The organism is Duganella sp. HH101, assembly GCF_001758795.1.
GTDB classification, from domain to species: Bacteria; Pseudomonadota; Gammaproteobacteria; order Burkholderiales; family Burkholderiaceae_D; genus Rugamonas; species Rugamonas rivuli.
Genome location: NZ_LRON01000002.1, coordinates 85722 through 101700 on the forward strand (window position 1 = coordinate 85722; position 15979 = coordinate 101700).

Genomic DNA, 15979 nt, shown 5'->3' on the forward strand with positions numbered 1-15979 from the left:
ATGACATAAAACAGTCAATTCCTGCCACGGCCGCCGTGGCCTTATTCAGCGCCAGAACTGCCAGGACAGGATGACGGCGTTGTACGCCGCGTGCACCAGCATAGGGCCGAGCAGGGTTTTGCTGCGCTCGTAGGTCCAGGCGGTGCACAAGCCGAGCACGAAGACCGGCAGCATCGACACCGGCGGATGCACGACGGCGAAGATGGCGGCGCTCATCGCCATGGCCGGCGGCGCCGGCATGGAGCGGCGCAGGCCGCCGTAGATCAGTCCACGGAAGATGAACTCTTCGCACAGCGGCGCCGCCACCACGGCCAGGGCCAGCAGCCAGGCGCGCGTGCCGCTCGATGCGGACATCTGTTTGGCGATCTCCGGCCACACGGACGTGTGCTGCAGGCCGGCCATATACGCCAGTCCGGCGGCGCAGGCGATGGCGGCGGCCAGCGCGCCGTAGCGCAGCGTCGCCGCGAGATCGCCGCCGCGCAGCACCGCCGGCACGCCGCCGGTCTTGCTGCGCCAGTAGACGAAGCGCATCAGCACATACACCAGCAGGCCGGCGCCGGCGAAGGCCATGGTCGCGGCCTTGAGCGTCGGGGTGTCCGTTCCTTGCATGATCAGCAGGGTGATCAGGCCCTGCATGATGAAGAAGGCGGTGGCGGCGATCAGGCCGTCGGCGGTGGAGACGCGCGGCGGCGGCGCGGCGGCCGGGTCGAGCAGGTAGGGCAGGGCGTCGCGCGCCTTCTGCCACAGCGCCAGCGCCATCGATGCGACCAGTACCATCACCACCAGTTTTTGCGACCACACGCTGCTGTAGATCGACCAGGTGTAGAAGCTGGCCAGCAGCATGTAGAGGTAGACGTAGGTCGGCCGCACACGGGCGCGTGCTTCGACCGCCTGCGGGTCGCAGGCGAACACGCCGAGCGAGACGGCGATCATCGAGTAGATCGGGATGCCGGTGAAGACGATCAGCAGCAGCGCCAGCATGCGCCATTCGAAGTGCGTGGTGTACCAGGCGCTGATGCCGATGACGATCAGTGGATAGATCATCGTCAGCGTGCCCCACAGCTGGGCCTTTTCCTTCAGCACGCTCTCGATCGAGCGCGGTACGGTGTACAGCAGCCACAGGACCTGGCCTTCGTTGTTGAGGGTCTGGAAGGCCGACAGCATCAGCACATAGACGCCGATGCCGAAGGCGATGGCGGCGGCGGTGGTGTGGTGCTGGCCCAGCTCAGCGAAGCTGTTCAGCTTACCGTTGAAGATCATCTGGCTGACCACGATCACCACCGGCAGCAACAGCGTCTGCACGAGGAAGTTGCGGTCGCGGCTCAGCAGGCGCAGCTCGCGGCGCTTGATCGGCGACAGCGCGTTGGCCAGCCGGGCGCGCAGTCCGACGCTTGTGGCGCCATCGACGGCGGATGGCGTGGCGGCAGGCTGCTTGCGCCGCACGCTTTCGCGCGCGCCGGAGTTGACCACGCCGTGGCGCAGCTGGTGGCGCATCAGCGCCACGCCGGCCCACATCAGCACTGCGGTTTCCAGCAGCAGGATGGCGGCCATCTGCACGGCCGCACCCAGGCCGGGCGCCTGCATCGCTTGCAGCACCATGCCCGGAGGCGTCCATGCCGTCCAGGCGGGGAAGCCGCGCGCCAGGTCCATCACGAAACCGCTGGCGCCGGGCATGCCGAGCGCCATGATGAAGTAGATCAGGGGCATGCTGAACAAGCCGGTGATGGCCTGCAGGTTGCGCAGCTGGGAGGCGGGTAGCCACATGCGCAATCCGGTGTCGGCCAGCGTGTGCAGCAGGGCGGCCAGCGGCAGCAGCAGGGCCATGGCCAGCAGCGCCGCCAGCGGCGCGTACCAGGCCAGGCCCGAGTACCAGCCGATGACGGCGAGTGGCGGCAGCAGCGCGAACATGCCGCTGAAGTTGGCGGCGCTGCGTTCCAGCAGGCGTCCCCACAACAGCGTGGAGCGCTCGACCGGCATCGTCACCAGCCATTCCATGTCCCAGTCGGGCTGCGCCAGTTCCTTGCTGCCCAGCGGGAGCAGGACGGCGATCCCGAACAGCAGCGTGACCACCATCGTCAGGCCGCGCGCCAGCTCGGGGCGGAAGGGCGCGGCGTGCAGTTCGGCGGCGGCCAGTTCCAGGTCGTCAAAACGTTCGCCTTCCTTGCCGACCACGTGGCAGGCACTGTGGGCGGACAGGTTGCAGTCCATATTGAGCACCACGTTGCGCGATACGTTGAAGAAGGTGAACAGCATGAACGCGACCATCACCAGGGTCAGCACCCACAGGCTGCTCTTTTTGCCGATGCCGTTGCGTCCTTGCTTCTTGCGGAACTTGCTGAACAGGTTGTTGGCGACCATGTTGCGCTGGCGGGTCAGGCGCATCTTCATCATCAGCCAGATGGCGCGCCCTGGCGTCAGCGCTTGCGTGGCTTGCTGCGTCATGCGCTGGGCTCCGCTGCGGCTTCGTCGGTGATCTTCAGGAACACGTCCTCCAGCGAACCGCTGGCCGAGGCTTCTGCGCGGATTTCGTCGAGCGTGCCGGTGGCCACCAGTTGGCCGTGGTGGATGATGCCGACCCGGTCGCACAGCTTTTCCGCCATGTCCAGCAGGTGGGTGGAGACGAAGATGGTGACGCCGCGCGCGGCCGCCGCCAGCAGGCGCTCCTGCACGTCGCGCGAGGCGCGCGGATCGAGGCCGTTGATCGGCTCATCGAGGATCAGCACGACCGGATCGTGGATCAGCGCGCAGGCCAAGCCGAGACGCTTCTTCATGCCCAGCGAGTAGTTGACGGCGTAGTCCTCGGCCGCCTCCTGCAAGCCGAATTCGGCCAGCAGGCGCGCGCCGCGCTCGGCCGCTTCGGCGCGCGAATAGCCGTGCATCTCGGCGACGAATTGCAGGATCTCGCGGCCGCGCAGGTAGTCGTAGAAGATGGGGGTGTCGGGCAGGTAGCCTACGCGGCGTTTGACTTCGGCCGGCTCGGCGTGGCAATCGAGGCCGTCGATGCGGACCTGGCCGGCGCTGGGCACCAGGATGCCCATCATCATGCGGATGGTGGTGGTCTTGCCGGCGCCATTGGGGCCGAGGAAGCCGAAGACTTCGCCGCGCTTGACGGTCAGGTTCAGGGGTTTGACGGCATCGAAGCCGCCGTAGACTTTGGACAGTCCCTGGAATTCAATCATGTTTTTCCCGACAATGTTATGAGAATCTATACTCATCATAGCATCGCCGGGATGCGGCGGCGAGGGCTTACGGCGTGGCTTGGTAGAGGCTCATGCCGAAGCGTTCGGTGCGCGGATGCCAGTTGCCGGTGATGTCGGCGGAGGCCAGCACGCGCTCGGCGCGGCCGATCAACAGCGCGCGCGGCACCAGGCCGATGTAGCGCGAGTCTTCGCTGTTGTCGCGGTTATCGCCCAACATCATGTACTGCCCTGCGGGCACGGTGACGGGCGCGAAATCGCGGCGGGCCTGTACCTCTGGCATCAGCTGGATGCTGTGGGCGCGGGCGTCGGCGATGGTTTCGCCGATGTGCAGGGCGGCCAGGTCGCCCAGGCCTTTGACGGTTTCGGTGCCGTGGCCGAGCGTCGCGTAGCCGGCCGGCTGGCCGTTGATGACCAGGCGTTCGTTGCGCATCTCGACGCGGTCGCCCGGCAGTGCGATCACGCGCTTGATCAGGCGCGTGCCATCCTTCGGCGAGGAGAAGGTGACGATGTCGCCGCGCTGCGGTTCGCCGGTGGTGCCGATGACGACATCGGTCAGCGGCACCTTGACGTTGTAGGCCAGGCGGTTGACGAACACCACGTCGCCTTCCAGCAAGTTGGGGTGCATGGACGCGGAGGGTATCGGATTCCAGTCGGCGATGGCGGTGCGGAAGATCCCGAACAGCATCAGGAAGAGTAAGAAGCCCTTGTTGGCGCGTGCCCAGTTTTTCATTGCAGTCCCCGCAGTGGTATCGATGGTTTAGTGTGTTGTCCGATTCTTAAACATGGCTTAGCTACGGCCTTACTTCGGCGCATGCCTAACTATCGCGCTGGAATTGGTGGCATTCTGGTCACATGACGACTTCTTACATTCCCCCAAAACACGCGTTGGATGCGGTCACGCATGCCAACCCTTATCCATATTACGACGGATTGCTGGCGCGGCAAGGACTGCGGTTCGATGCGGGGCTGGGGCTGTGGATCGCCGCCGGCGCCGACGATGTGATGGCGGCGATGCGGCATCCGGAGTGCCGCGTGCGGCCAGCGGCCGAGCCGGTGCCGGCGGCGATTGCGGGCGGCGCGGCGGGGCAGGTGTTCGGCGCGCTGGTGCGCATGAACGATGGCGAGCGTCATGCGCAGCCCAAGCTGGCCTTGCAGCGGGCGCTGGCCGGCGTGAGTGCGCAGGTCGCGCGGCAGTGTGCGGCGCAGATCGGCCGGCGCTTGTGGCGCGACGATGGATGGTCGGACTGGATGTTCGAGGTGCCGGTGTCGGCGATGGCCAGCCTGCTGGGTTTTGCCGACAGCCGCTTGCCGGCGGTGGCCGCGTGGATGGGCGAGTTCGTGGCCTGCCTGTCGCCGTACAGCGATGCATCGCAAATCGAGCGCGCGCATGCGGCGGCGCTGGCGCTGCTGGACAGCTTCAAGGCGTTGATGCGCGAGGCGTCATCGTCTGCTGTGCCGGGCAGTTTGCTGGCGCAGGTGATCGCCGAGGCGGAGGCGGTGGGTTGGAACGAATCGCATGCTTTGCTGGCCAACCTGGTCGGCTTGCTGTCGCAGACTTACGAAGCCACGGCTGGCCTGATCGGCAACAGCGTGCTGGCGCTGGCGCGTCAGCCGGAGGAGGAGCGCAGCGGCGGGGAGGATGCGGCCGCGCTGGTGCAGGCGGTCAGCCGTTTCGATCCGCCGATCCAGAACACGCGCCGGTTCGTGGCGAACGACTGCGAGATCGGCGGCGTGCCGGTGCTGGCGGGGCAAACGATATTGCTGGTGCTGGCGGCAGCCAATCGCGATCCGCGCGGCCAGGGCCGTACATTCGGTTTTGGACATGGCGTGCACGCATGCCCGGGGCAGGCGTTGGCCTGTGCGTTTGCCACCGGCGCGATCGAGGCTTTGATGGCCGGACCGGCGATGCCGACATTGAACTGGACGTATCGCCGTTCAGCCAACGCCCGCATACCGGTCTTCAGCTGAGACAATTTGTCCCGATGTATGGAATTTGCTTTTAAGTAGTATGCCTGCTGATAACAGCCAGGAAATACTCAAAATGATGGAATGGATCCCAGTAGTCTTCGTTACGTTCAAGTTTCTCGTGCTTGGCACGGGCATGTTCTTCGCCATCAAGTGGCATTACGATCAAGGGAGGAAGACGAAGGAGCGGCGCGCGGTGCTGCGCGCCGGCGGCCAGCTGGCCGCCGCCTTCGTGCTATCGCTGCTGGGCCTGGGCCTCGTCACTTTCGTCCTGATCAGGATGCTCGGTATGGACTTGAGCTTCCCGTGACGCTAGTGCGCGGGCTTCTGCACCAGCGCGCTGCCGGCGCCGTGGCGGTGGCCTTCGCTGACGGCGGTGACGCTGCCGTCCGGGTTGAACACCAGCGCATTGGCCGCGCCGATTTCTTCCGGCTTGTTCCAGTGCTGGCCGGTCTTCTCCAGCGCCTTGGCCTGGCTGCTGCCGGCGAAGCCAGGCTCGACGTCGGTGGCCATGCCGTTGCGCTCGGACAGGCGCGGCGCGTTGAGCGCGTCCGGCATGCTCATGCCCAGGTCGACGTAGTTGAAGATGGTTTGCAGCACGGTGGTGATGATGGTGCCGCCGCCGGGACTGCCGATCGAGAAGGCCGGCTTGCCGTTCTTGAAGGCCAGCGTCGGCGACATGCTGCTGCGCGGCCGCTTGCCCGCTTCCGGCACGTTGGGCGCGGGGCCTGAAAAGTCGAAGTCGGTCATCTCGTTGTTCAGCAGGAAGCCGTAGCCGGGCACGACGATGCCGCTGCCGCCCCAGGCTTCGATAGTGTAGGTGTAGGCGACGATGTTGCCGTCCTTGTCCGATACCGTCAGGTGGGTGGTGTGCGCGCCTTCGGCCAGCAGCTTGTTGGCGTTGGGACGCAGCGGCACGCTGAGGTCGTTCTGGAAGGGATAGGGATCGCCGGCCGGCGCCTGCACGCTGGCCTGGTTTGGATTGATCAGCTCGCGGCGGCGGGCGGCGTAGTCCTTGTTGAGCAGGCCGGCCACCGGCGCTTCGACGAATTCGGGATCGGCCAGGTAGGCGTTGCGGTCGGCGAATGCCAGGCGGCTCGCCTCCAGGTACAGGTGTTCGGCCTTTTCTTTCGGCATGGCCTTGAGGTCGTAGCCTTCGAGGATGTTCAGCGCTTCGGCGATGGCGATGCCGCCGCTGCTGGGCAGGGGCATGCCGTACAAATCGTAGCCGCGGTAGGTGCTGTGCACCGGCTGGCGCAGGCGCGCTTCGTAATTGGACAGGTCGGCCATCGTCATCTGGCCGGCACGCACCTGCACGCCGGCCGCCACGTTCGGCCGGTTCACCGCATCGACCACGGCGCGGCCTATCTTGCCTTCATAGAAAACCTTGACGCCGCCGGCCGCCAGTTCGCGGTAGGCCTTGGCCAGGCCCGGGTTGCGCAGCACGGTGCCGGGCGCGATGGCCTTGCCGTTCTTCAGGTAGAGCGCGGCGGTGTCGGGGAACAGCTTGAACTTGTCGAGGTTGCCTTCGACCAGGTGCGAGAAATTGTCGTTGACGGCGAAGCCATTGGCGGCCACGCGGATGGCCGGCGCCAGCACCTGTTTGAACGACATCGAGCCGTAGCGGTCCAGCGCTTCGTGCCAGCCGCGCACGGCGCCGGGCACGCCGACCGCCATGCCGCTGGCGAGCACGGTGTCGAAGTTCATCTCCTTGCCGTCCTGCTGGAACACGGTGGGCGTGAAGTTGGCCGGCGCGGTTTCGCGGTGGTCGATGGTGATGACGCGCTTGTCCTTGGCCAGGTAGATGACCATGAAGCCGCCACCGCCGATGCCGCAGCTGAACGGATCGGTCACGCCCAGCGTGGCCGCCGCCGCGACGGCGGCGTCGATCGCGTTGCCGCCCTGGTTGAGGATGGCCAACGCCGCCTGTGACGCCGGTTCGCTGATGGTGGCGACGGCGCCGCCGCTGCCCGTGGCGACCGGGGTCTTGGCCCAGGCCGCCGATGGCAACAGCAGCGTGACGATGATGGTGGAGACGAGGACGGTGCGGGCGGGGCGGCGGAGCTGGATCATGTGGGCGCGGGGTCTCGGGTTAGGATGAAGGTGCGTTGCTCACCCTCAAGCTTACCCGATAATCCGGCGCGGCTTCATTCTTGGCAGGGACTGCCTGCGGTTCGACGCCGGTCAGCGTGAAGGTCAGGCCGTTTTGCGTGACGCTGGGACTGGCGTTGGGCATGCTGTCCGACAGCACGAAATTGCTGGTGTTGCCGTCGGCAGCGGTCAGCGCGAAGCTGTAGCTGATGTAGCCGGCCCAGACGCAGACGGCGCCGGTGCGGCAGCGGCTGTCGTTGACGCGCTCCAGCTTGAGGCTGGGCGCGCCGGCGGTGGCGCCGCTGATGCCGGGCGTGGCGGCGGGCGTGATGGCGACGCTGGCGCCCTGGGTCAGCACGTAGTCCTGCGCGAAAGCTTGTTGCGACGGCGCGGCGCCGGCGCGGCCGACGGCGGACGCGGCGCCGCAGGCATGCAGCAAGGCCATCGCGGCGATCAGCAGCGGCAGGATGATCAGTTGCCGCAGTAGGGTGGTTTTCATAATTACCTCTTCCTTCGAAGTAGACGGCAAGCTTAGCAAAAAGATCACTGTGGCGTCGCACGAAACGCGGATTTACCGCGCCACGTCAAACTTCCGCTTGCGTGCCGTAGAATGGGGGCCCTGAATCACATTGATCGAACAAAATGAAAAAGACCGGCATGGCGAAAAGCGACGCTAAAAAATTAATGGGCCAGATGTCCGCCCCTGGCGCCGCCAGCTTCGGCAAGGTGGCCGAAGTGGTCGACAAGCGTGAACAGCGCAAGCGCGACCAGGCGCTGGGGCTGGTGCCGTTCGCGGTTAAGCTGAACGGCGACCTGGTGCAGCAGCTGCATGCCCAGGCCAAGGAACGCGACATCGACCTGAACCAGCTGGTCGGCGAATTGCTGGCGCAGGGCCTGGCGGCCTAACAAGCAATAATAAACAAGAACCAGCAAGCAAAAAAAAGCCGCGCGGTGCAAACCGGGCGGCTTTTTTAACGCACGGCGGTTTATACGTAGGCCGCCAGTGCGCCCTTCATTTTCTTCAGCGCGGCCACTTCGATCTGGCGGATGCGCTCGGCGGAGACGCCGAATTCTTCCGCCAGCGTGTGCAGCGTGGCGCCGGAACCGTCGTCATTGGCCAGCCAGCGGGCTTCGACGATGCGGCGCGAACGGGCGTCCAGCTTGCCCAGCGCTTCTTCCAGGCCTTCCGATTGCAGGCGCGTCACCTGCTCCGCTTCCAGCACGCGGGTCGGCTCGCTGGCTTCGGACGACAGGTAGGCGATCGGCGCGAACTTGTCGTCTTCGTCGTCGTTCGGCGATTCCAGCGCGATGTCGCGGCCGCTCAGGCGGGTTTCCATCTCGATCACTTCTTCGCGCTTGACGTCCAGCAGCTTGGCCAGGCTGTCGATTTGCGTAGGCGTCATCGCGTCCAGGCCGGTCTTGTGGCTGCGCAGGTTGAAGAACAGCTTGCGCTGGGCCTTGGTGGTGGCCACTTTGACCAGGCGCCAGTTCTTCAGGATGTACTCGTGCATCTCGGCCTTGATCCAGTGCATCGCGTACGACACCAGGCGCACGCCCTGGTCGGGGTCGAAGCGCTTGACGGCTTTCATCAGGCCGATATTGCCTTCCTGGATCAGGTCGGCGTGCGGCAGGCCGTAGCCCAGATAGCCGCGCGCGATCGACACCACCAGGCGCAGGTGCGACAGCACCAGCTCCTGGGCGGCGCCCAGGTCGTTCTTTTCCTGCAGGCGCTTGGCCAGCGAGACTTCATCGTCGTGCGTCAACATCGGCAGGCGGTTGACGGCCGAAATGTAGGCGTCCAGGTTGCCCAGGTTGCCAGTGAACCCGAGTCCCAGGGCGCTATTGGTGGCTGGTACCAATGCGGTCGGTGCGGACATCATAGTCATTTTCATTCCTTCGCTCGATGATATTGCTTAGTCTCAATGTTTCAAAATTGCTGTAGAGAACTCTTTTGCTCTTCAGTACACATATATTAGCACTCTCCTTGGATGAGTGCCAATCACCAGATATTAATTCATTCCATAGCAAAAAACTATGAGGTTAATCAGCATCATGACAGTGTTTAATCAAGCATGCGCGTCGGAGCTTAGGCCTGACTTAATGGTAGGCGCGGCGCAAGACCGCTTCCGTGCGGAGGCGCACGGAAGGGGGGGGATCAGTTCAGGCGGGACAGGTGGCGCTGCACGGACAGCAGGGCGCCGATGAGGCCGAGGCCGGCGGACAGGGCCAGCAGGCCGCCCATGGCCAGCGGCGGCAGCGGCGCCAGCTGGAATTCGGACGCATACAATCTTGCGAATTCTGCAATCGCCAGGTTGAGCGGCTGCAGCGCCAGCGACACGGCGCCCAGCGCCACGCCGCCCGCGCACAGGCCCAGCAGCGCACCGGTGTAATAGAAGGGACGGTGGATGAAGCTGTCGGTGGCGCCGATCAGCTTGGACACCAGGATTTCCTCGCGCTGGGTCATCACCTGCAGGCGGATGGTGTTGAAGATCACCGCCACCACCACCGTGCCCAGCGTGGCCGCCAGCAGCAGCAGGGCCAGGCGCAGCACGTTGAGCAGGGCCGCCAGGCGCTTGACCCAGGCCGAATCGACCTGCACCGTGTCGACGCCGGGCAGGGCGCGGATCTGTTCGGCCAGCTGGTCGACGTCGCCGCCGGCCTGGGCATTGCGGAAGGCGTCGAGTTTGAGCACGTAGCTGTCGGGCAGCGGGTTTTCACCCAGCGTGGTCAGCACGTCGGCCAGGCCGCTCTTGTCCTTGAGCTGGTCGAGCGCTTTTTCGCGCGGGGTGAAGACGATCTTGGCCTGCGGGTCGCTCACTGTCTGGCGCACCGTCTGGCGCAGCGACACGGCCAGCGCCTCGGCCTGCTCGCGCGGGGTGTCCTGCTTGAGGAAGACGCTGATTTCGGGATCGACCGACAGCTGCTCCGACATGGGGCGCACATTGTCGAGCAGGGTCAGGCCGGCGAACGGCAGGGCCAGCGCGATCGCCACCACCAATATGTTGAACAAAAAGCCGGCCGGCGAGCGGCGCAGGTGCACCAGGGCCGCGGCCAGCGCGTAGCGGTGTTGGCGGAACCAGAGCGTCATGCCGCCACCTCCAGTTGACCTTGCTTGAGGTGGATCACGCGCGCGGCGGCGTCCAGCATCTGCTCGTCGTGGCTGGAAATCAGGCAGGTGACGCCGACCGAGTGGAAGGCCTTGAGCGCGTCGAGCACCTTGTCGGCGCTGGCGCGGTCGAGGTTGGCGGTGGGCTCGTCGGCCAGGATCACCTGCGGCCGGTTGACGATGGCGCGCGCGATCGATACCCGCTGCTGTTCGCCGCCGGACAGGGCCAGCGGCTGGGCGTCGGCGCGGTCGAGCAGGCCGACCTTGTCGAGCGCGGCGCGGGCGCGCTGTTCGGCCTGGGTGCGCGAGGCGCCCGTCACCAGCAGCGGCAGCATGACGTTGGCCAGGATGGAGCGGTCGGTCAGCAGGCGCTGCTGCTGGAAGATCAGGCCGAGGTTGCGGCGCAGGAAGGGCACGGCGGCCGGCTTGATGCGGGCGATGTCCTGGCCGTTGACGATGACCTGGCCGGCGCTGGGGCGCTCCATGGCGGCGATCATCTTCAGCAGCGTGGACTTGCCGGCGCCCGAGGGGCCGGCCAGGAACACCAGCTCGCCCTTGGCGACGGTCAGCGAGATATCGCGCAGCGCCGTGGTGTCGGCTCCATAGTGTTTCGAGACGTTACGGAATTCGATCATGGAGAGGGCTTATCCCAGCAGGGCGTCGACGAATTCGGCGGCGACGAAGGGTTGCAGGTCTTCGATCTTCTCGCCGATGCCGATGAAGTAGACCGGCACCGGGCGCACGCGGGCGATGGCGGCCAGCACGCCGCCCTTGGCGGTGCCGTCCAGCTTGGTGATCACCAGGCCGGTCAGCTGCAGGGCGTCGTCGAAGGCCTTGACCTGGGCCAGCGCATTCTGGCCGGTGTTGCCGTCGATGACCAGCAGTGTCTCGTGCGGGGCGCCATCGAGGCCCTTGCCGATCACGCGCTTGATCTTTTTCAGCTCTTCCATCAGGTGCAGCTGGGTCGGCAGGCGGCCGGCGGTGTCGATCATCACCACGTCCAGGCCCTTGGCCTTGCCGGACTGGACGGCGTCGAAGGACACCGCTGCCGGGTCGCCGGAAGCTTGCGAGATCACGGTGATGTTGTTGCGCTGGCCCCAGACCATCAGCTGTTCGCGGGCGGCGGCGCGGAAGGTGTCGCCGGCGGCCAGCAGCACGGACTGGCCGTGCGACTGCATGTGCTTGGCCAGCTTGCCGATGGTGGTGGTCTTGCCGGCGCCGTTGACGCCGGCGATCATCATCACGGTCGGCTGGTGGCGGCCCAGTTCGAACGGGCGTTGCAGCGGCGTCAGCAGCTCGATCATCAGCAGCTTGAGCGCGGCCTTGACGGCGGCGGCGTCGAGCAGCTTGTCGTCCTTGACCTTTTGTTTCAGCGCGGTCAGCAGGTATTCGGTGGCGTCGATGCCGGCGTCGGACATCAGCAGCGCCGCTTCCAGCTCTTCATAGAGCGCGTCGTCGATCTTGGCGCCGACGAACAGGATGGACAGGTTGCTCGACGTCTTGGACAGGCCGGCCTTCAGGCGCGACATCCACGACAGCTTGGGCGCGGGTTCCTCGATGGGCAGCAGATCGGGCAGGTCGGGCAGGTCGGACGCTACGGCTGCCGGGGACGGGAGTGGTGCCGCGGCTGGCGCGGGCGCCACGGGCACTTCGGGGGCGACGGGTTTTTTCTTGAAGAAACTAAACATGGATATGTGGTTGGGGGCGCTTCAAGCTGATGTCCGGCAGCGCCGGACACGGGGAAATGCGGGTATTTTACCAGAGCGCGGCGCGGCGGCCTGTTTATGCTACTGGAATGACAAGATTTCAGCCGGCGGCGGCATGGCGCAAGCGCCATTCGGCGATGGCGCCGCTGATGTCGGACAGCGCATAGACCCGCACATGGGGCGGCCGGCGGCGGCGCAGCGCGGCGTTGCCGCCGCCGGCCCACAGTTCGACGCCGCCGCCGAGACGGGTGTGCAGTTCGGTCAGGCCGTCGAGCGCCTGGCGGGCGTTCATCGCCACCGAGAAGGACAGGGCGATGATGTCGACCCGCTGCACGCGCGCCGCTTCGACGATGTCGAGCAGCGGCGTCTGCACGCCCAGCGAGATGCAGTGCGCGCCCTCGGCCACGCACATCGCTTCGGCCATCAGCAGGCCGAGGCCGTGGCGCTCCTGCGGCAGCGTGGTCAGCATGATGCGCGGCGCCCCCAGGTTGCTGGCGTTGGCCTGCGGCATGGCGAAGATGGCGCTGCGCATCACCACCGTCAGCGACTCTGTATATAAGTGTTCTTCGAAAGTGGCGAGGGAGCCGCCGGCCCAGGCTTCGCCGATCAGGGTGGTCAGCGGCGCCACCAGCTCGATCACGAAACTTTTCAGGCCCATCATCAGCAGCGCCTGCGACAGCTTGCGGCGCAGCGCTTCCATCTGGTGGCTCTTGCACAGGTCCAGATAGCTTTGCAGTTCCGGCCGCGGCACGGTGGCGCCGTGCAGGCTGACGGCGGCCTGGCCGGTGAGGGCCCGCAGCTCGTCGGTGCTGTACTGGATCACCTTGCCGGGGCGGTAGCCCAGGTCGATCAGGCGCTTGACCAGGCGCAGCTTGTGCACTTGCTCGATCGGATAGACGCGTTCGCCGTTGGGGTCGCGCAGGGGCTGGGGGAAGTCGTAACGCCGTTCCCACACGCGCAGGGTTTCCTTGGCGACGCCGGTGTCGCGTTCAACGTCGCTGATCGTGCTCGGAACTGGTTGTGAGGAAACTATAGTAGTCATCAGGCATACGCGGCCGCCATTTTTTGACAGTCGCAAGGGTTGGCACGGGGTCCGGGTGCACAGTGCGCTGGCGGCCGGGCCGTGACAACGCGACCTGCATTTTACATTCGATTTGCACCCGAAAGTATCGCGTCGCCATTGTGTTTTGCTTGGCGCGAGCCATAGAAAAGAGCTTGTCCACGACACACAGTTGACATCCGGAACTAATGAACTGAATATCGGTTTTGCCCCATCGATGTCCTGGACAAAATAATTTGTGGCCAGGAAAAAAATATCGGACGGCTGTTGTAGGCAGCGCAAATTCCGCGGCGGCGAGGCGCTGGATTGCTCTGGATCAAGTGCCGCCCACCCGCCAGCCGCATGCATGGAATTCATGTAAAGGATGAGCGTTTCTCACAGCATTCCCTATGAATTTGCAAGTGAAGATGGTGGTTTTGTCTCAAATATGCAACAGGTAGCAATTTCTTACAAATTGCTGATGCACTGCAACACCTTGCGGGCGCGACAAAATTTCCTACACAAATAAAGCGCTAACACTATGAGCAAAGTTGGTTTTCGGGCTATTTTGCCGTTTGAAACTGCCAAACAATCTGCTGAGTTGTAAGCTTATTACCATTGAGTCGAGGCGGGCGGCGGGGCGCTTCAGTATAAAATGGCGTCAGAAATAGCAAAGTGGCTATTTTTACTTGGTCCGACAACGATGTAGTCACGTATGCATAGATCTTGCATTTGTTACTCGGGCAGCCCGCACAACGGGGTGCTGCAATGGATGCATCGAGCGGAAATACCGGGCTAGTTGGCTAACTCGGCAGGAAATATTGCGATGCGGTAAAATGCGGGTGTTTTGAATTTCTGGCAAGAGTGACTGGGGTCAACATGAACGCTTTTACACTTGGCAGACCAGCAAAGCATCAGTATAGTGCCGCCTCCGACGCAATTTGCGTCGCGATAAAGCCGGCGTCGATTTAATCGGCCGCAATTTAAGTGAACGCGACCCGCACTTGGGACCGCATCGTGGCAGCTGGGGAGTTTGCCCTCACGCACAGACGGCGCTGCAGATGGCGCCGATAAGCACCGAACACGCCGCAATACTAGCTTTACCTTTTTACAGCAACACAACTGAAGGAAACACGTAATGAAAAAATCCCTTATCGCCATGGCCGTCCTGGGCGCAATGAGCTCCGCAGCGTTCGCTCAATCGAACGTCACGATCTACGGTATCGTCGATGCCGGTATCGTTAGCGAGCGCGGCGGCGTTGCCAACACCACCAAAGTCACCAGCGGCGTAGGCTCGGCCTCCCGTCTGGGTTTCAAAGGTACGGAAGATCTGGGCGGTGGTCTGAGCGCTGTCTTCGTGCTGGAATCGGGCATCAAAGCTGACACCGGCGAGTCCGATGTTGCTGGTTCGATCGCTAACCGTCAATCGTACGTTGGTCTGAAATCGACCACCGCTGGTCAACTGACCCTGGGTCGTCAGTACACTCCGTACTACGAAACCCTGCGCGACGTGGCTGACCCGTTCGCTCTGGGCTACGCTGGTACCGCTAAAAACCTGTTCGGCGTGGCTGGCAACAACACCCGCAACAGCAACGCTATCGTTTACCAGTCGCCATCGCTGGCTGGTTTCCAAGGCGAAGTTTCCTACTCGGTAGGCGAGCAAGCTGGCGACGCATCGGCACAACGTCAAATCGGCGGCTGGGCTGGCTACTCGAACGGTCCTCTGAACGTTCGCGTTGCTTACAATGCACGTAACAACGACACCGTTGCTCCTAAACTGAGCACCGACGTTGGCCACAACACCCTGATCGCTGCTAACTACGACTTCGTCGTTGTTAAAGCTTACGCTGCTTTCAGCAAAGACAAGGGTACCAACAGCTCGCCACTGGCTAACGCTTCGAACCCATTCGGCTACGCAGTTGCTCCAGCGGCTACCCGCGACAGCAACGTTGCTCTGATCGGCGCTACCGCTCCTATCGGCGCGAACGGCACCCTGATGGCGTCGTACACCCGCAAGAACGACAAAGAAGTCGCTAACCACGATGCAGATCAGTGGGCAGTTGGCTACTCGTACGCTCTGTCGAAGCGCACCAGCACCTATGTTGCTTACGCTAAGATCAAAAACAAAAACGGCGCTAGCTACACCGTTGGTAACAACAGCGAAGCCGGTTCGGGCGACAAGGCTTTCAATCTGGGCCTGCGTCACTCCTTCTAATCTGATCTGATCAGTTAGAATCCACAACGGCTGCCTGGTGCAGCCGTTGTTCATTTCTGAAAGCCGTTACCATGATCACTACCCGACGTGCCGCGCTGGCCGGCGCCATCTTGCTGGCGTCCTGCGCGGTGTTCGCCGCGCCGAAGATGGCGCGCAAGCAGGCCGCGCCGGCCGGCACCCTGCCGCGCTACGGCATGCTGGTGTATTCCGACCTGTGCGTGCATGCGGACAGCGGCGAGTTCGGCGGGCAGCGCATCACGCTGCAACGGTTTTCAGAAGTGGACACGGTGTTGTACGAATACACGGCCGGCGGCCTGAGCTGGCCGGTGGTGGCCAGCGAGGTCACGATCGATCCGCGCGGCAAGCAGTTGTACTTCACGGTGCAGCCGCCGGACGAGGAAGAGCGCGTCATCAGCGGCAAGCTGGCCGACGGCGGCAAGACGCTGGTGCTGGACGGCGGCTATTGCGGCGACCAGTCGGTGCCGATGCGCTTGTCGCTGGTGACGGACTTCGGCCGCAAGGCCGGCGCTTGCCGCGCCTGTCCGGCGCAGAAAAAGAAGAAAGACATGGAACAAGAGGCGCCCGAGGCGCCTGAAGCGCCGGCGCCGATGATCGATGCCGGCAAGACCACTACCGCCGGCCTGTGAGCCGGCGGTT

Annotated in this window: 15 protein-coding genes; 5 read left to right on the forward strand and 10 right to left on the reverse strand. The window is 64.3% G+C overall.

Translation table 11 applies throughout. From position 1 onward, the window contains the following. Positions 1–45: 45 nt before the first annotated feature. From DUGA2_RS03215 to lepB, 3 genes are all read right to left on the reverse strand, one after another. A complete protein-coding gene (locus DUGA2_RS03215; protein ID WP_070267178.1) occupies positions 46–2442 on the reverse strand; it encodes a CPBP family intramembrane glutamic endopeptidase in 2397 nt (798 codons plus the stop codon). Next, on the reverse strand, positions 2439–3179 hold the full coding sequence (locus DUGA2_RS03220) for an ABC transporter ATP-binding protein (protein ID WP_070267179.1): 741 nt from the start codon (positions 3177–3179) through the stop codon (positions 2439–2441). Before DUGA2_RS03220 ends, DUGA2_RS03215 begins: the two co-directional genes overlap by 4 nt. A 67-nt stretch (positions 3180–3246) precedes the next feature. Beyond that, on the reverse strand, positions 3247–3930 hold the full coding sequence (lepB, locus tag DUGA2_RS03225; RefSeq protein WP_070267180.1) for a signal peptidase I: 684 nt from the start codon (positions 3928–3930) through the stop codon (positions 3247–3249). 122 nt (positions 3931–4052) lie between these two features. On the opposite strand from lepB, the gene DUGA2_RS03230 reads away from it, so the two are divergent. Both DUGA2_RS03230 and DUGA2_RS03235 read left to right on the forward strand, forming a co-directional pair. Further along, the gene (locus DUGA2_RS03230; RefSeq protein WP_070267181.1) at positions 4053–5168 is read left to right on the forward strand and encodes a cytochrome P450; all 1116 of its coding nucleotides are present in this window, start codon (positions 4053–4055) and stop codon (positions 5166–5168) included. Positions 5169–5241: 73 nt separating this feature from the next. Beyond that, positions 5242–5475, forward strand: a complete 234-nt coding sequence (locus DUGA2_RS03235; RefSeq protein WP_070267645.1) for a hypothetical protein — start codon at positions 5242–5244, stop codon at positions 5473–5475. A 2-nt stretch (positions 5476–5477) separates the two neighbouring features. On the opposite strand, the gene ggt is transcribed toward DUGA2_RS03235, so the two are convergent. Both ggt and DUGA2_RS03245 read right to left on the reverse strand, forming a co-directional pair. Next, positions 5478–7238 carry a gamma-glutamyltransferase gene (gene ggt / locus DUGA2_RS03240; RefSeq protein ID WP_070267182.1) on the reverse strand — a complete coding sequence of 587 codons (1761 nt, stop codon included), beginning with the start codon at positions 7236–7238 and terminating at the stop codon, positions 5478–5480. A 19-nt stretch (positions 7239–7257) separates the two neighbouring features. Beyond that, complete coding sequence (locus tag DUGA2_RS03245) at positions 7258–7755, reverse strand: hypothetical protein (RefSeq protein WP_070267183.1); 498 nt, start codon at positions 7753–7755, stop codon at positions 7258–7260. A 143-nt stretch (positions 7756–7898) separates the two neighbouring features. Between DUGA2_RS03245 and DUGA2_RS03250 the strand changes: the two genes are divergently transcribed. Further along, complete coding sequence (locus DUGA2_RS03250; RefSeq protein ID WP_070267184.1) at positions 7899–8162, forward strand: hypothetical protein; 264 nt, start codon at positions 7899–7901, stop codon at positions 8160–8162. Positions 8163–8242: 80 nt separating this feature from the next. Here DUGA2_RS03250 and rpoH read toward each other — a convergent pair whose 3' ends face one another. From rpoH to DUGA2_RS03275, 5 genes are all read right to left on the reverse strand, one after another. Continuing rightward, entirely contained in the window at positions 8243–9142 is a 900-nt protein-coding gene (gene rpoH / locus DUGA2_RS03255; RefSeq protein WP_008445389.1) for an RNA polymerase sigma factor RpoH, read from the reverse strand. A gap of 269 nt (positions 9143–9411) precedes the next feature. Continuing rightward, on the reverse strand, positions 9412–10344 hold the full coding sequence (ftsX, locus tag DUGA2_RS03260; RefSeq protein ID WP_070267185.1) for a permease-like cell division protein FtsX: 933 nt from the start codon (positions 10342–10344) through the stop codon (positions 9412–9414). Next, positions 10341–10997 carry a cell division ATP-binding protein FtsE gene (locus DUGA2_RS03265; protein WP_070267186.1) on the reverse strand — a complete coding sequence of 219 codons (657 nt, stop codon included), beginning with the start codon at positions 10995–10997 and terminating at the stop codon, positions 10341–10343. The genes ftsX and DUGA2_RS03265 overlap by 4 nt, the downstream gene beginning before the upstream one ends. A 9-nt stretch (positions 10998–11006) precedes the next feature. Continuing rightward, positions 11007–12050, reverse strand: a complete 1044-nt coding sequence (gene ftsY / locus DUGA2_RS03270) for a signal recognition particle-docking protein FtsY (protein ID WP_070267187.1) — start codon at positions 12048–12050, stop codon at positions 11007–11009. 118 nt (positions 12051–12168) lie between these two features. After that, positions 12169–13110 carry a MerR family transcriptional regulator gene (locus DUGA2_RS03275; RefSeq protein ID WP_070267188.1) on the reverse strand — a complete coding sequence of 314 codons (942 nt, stop codon included), beginning with the start codon at positions 13108–13110 and terminating at the stop codon, positions 12169–12171. A 1135-nt stretch (positions 13111–14245) separates the two neighbouring features. Between DUGA2_RS03275 and DUGA2_RS03280 the strand changes: the two genes are divergently transcribed. Beyond that, the gene (locus tag DUGA2_RS03280) at positions 14246–15322 is read left to right on the forward strand and encodes a porin (RefSeq protein WP_070267189.1); all 1077 of its coding nucleotides are present in this window, start codon (positions 14246–14248) and stop codon (positions 15320–15322) included. Positions 15323–15393: 71 nt separating this feature from the next. Further along, a complete protein-coding gene (locus DUGA2_RS03285; protein ID WP_070267190.1) occupies positions 15394–15969 on the forward strand; it encodes a hypothetical protein in 576 nt (191 codons plus the stop codon). The last annotated feature ends 10 nt before the right edge of the window (positions 15970–15979 follow it).